Source organism: Mesorhizobium sp. M4B.F.Ca.ET.203.01.1.1, from assembly GCF_004791025.1.
GTDB lineage: Bacteria > Pseudomonadota > Alphaproteobacteria > Rhizobiales > Rhizobiaceae > Mesorhizobium > Mesorhizobium abyssinicae.
In genome coordinates, this window is record NZ_SRUO01000217.1 from 1 (window position 1) to 304 (window position 304).

General features: G+C 69.1%; 1 protein-coding gene. It reads left to right on the top strand.

The features are described from left to right. On the top strand, positions 1 to 304 hold a 304-nt coding region (locus EN846_RS34395; protein WP_135928146.1), incomplete at both ends, for an ATP-binding protein.

Consider the following 304-nt stretch of genomic DNA (forward strand, 5'->3'; position numbering starts at 1 on the left):
CCTGCCACCGGTGCATGCCGACCGCGTGCAGGTGCAGCAGGTGGTCGGCAACCTCATCCTCAATGCGGTGGACGCGATGGAAGCGGTGCCTGCCGCTGATCGCCGCCTGTCCCTGCTGACCCGGCGTGATGGCCAACGGGTCAGCCTCAGCGTGCGCGATCGTGGCGTCGGCCTGCCCGCCGAGCATCCCGAGCGCGTGTTCGACGCGTTCTGGACCACCAAGTCACACGGGTTGGGGCTGGGCCTCAGCCTGAGCCGCTCGATGATCGAGGCCAACGACGGCCAGATCCGTGCCGAACGTCCG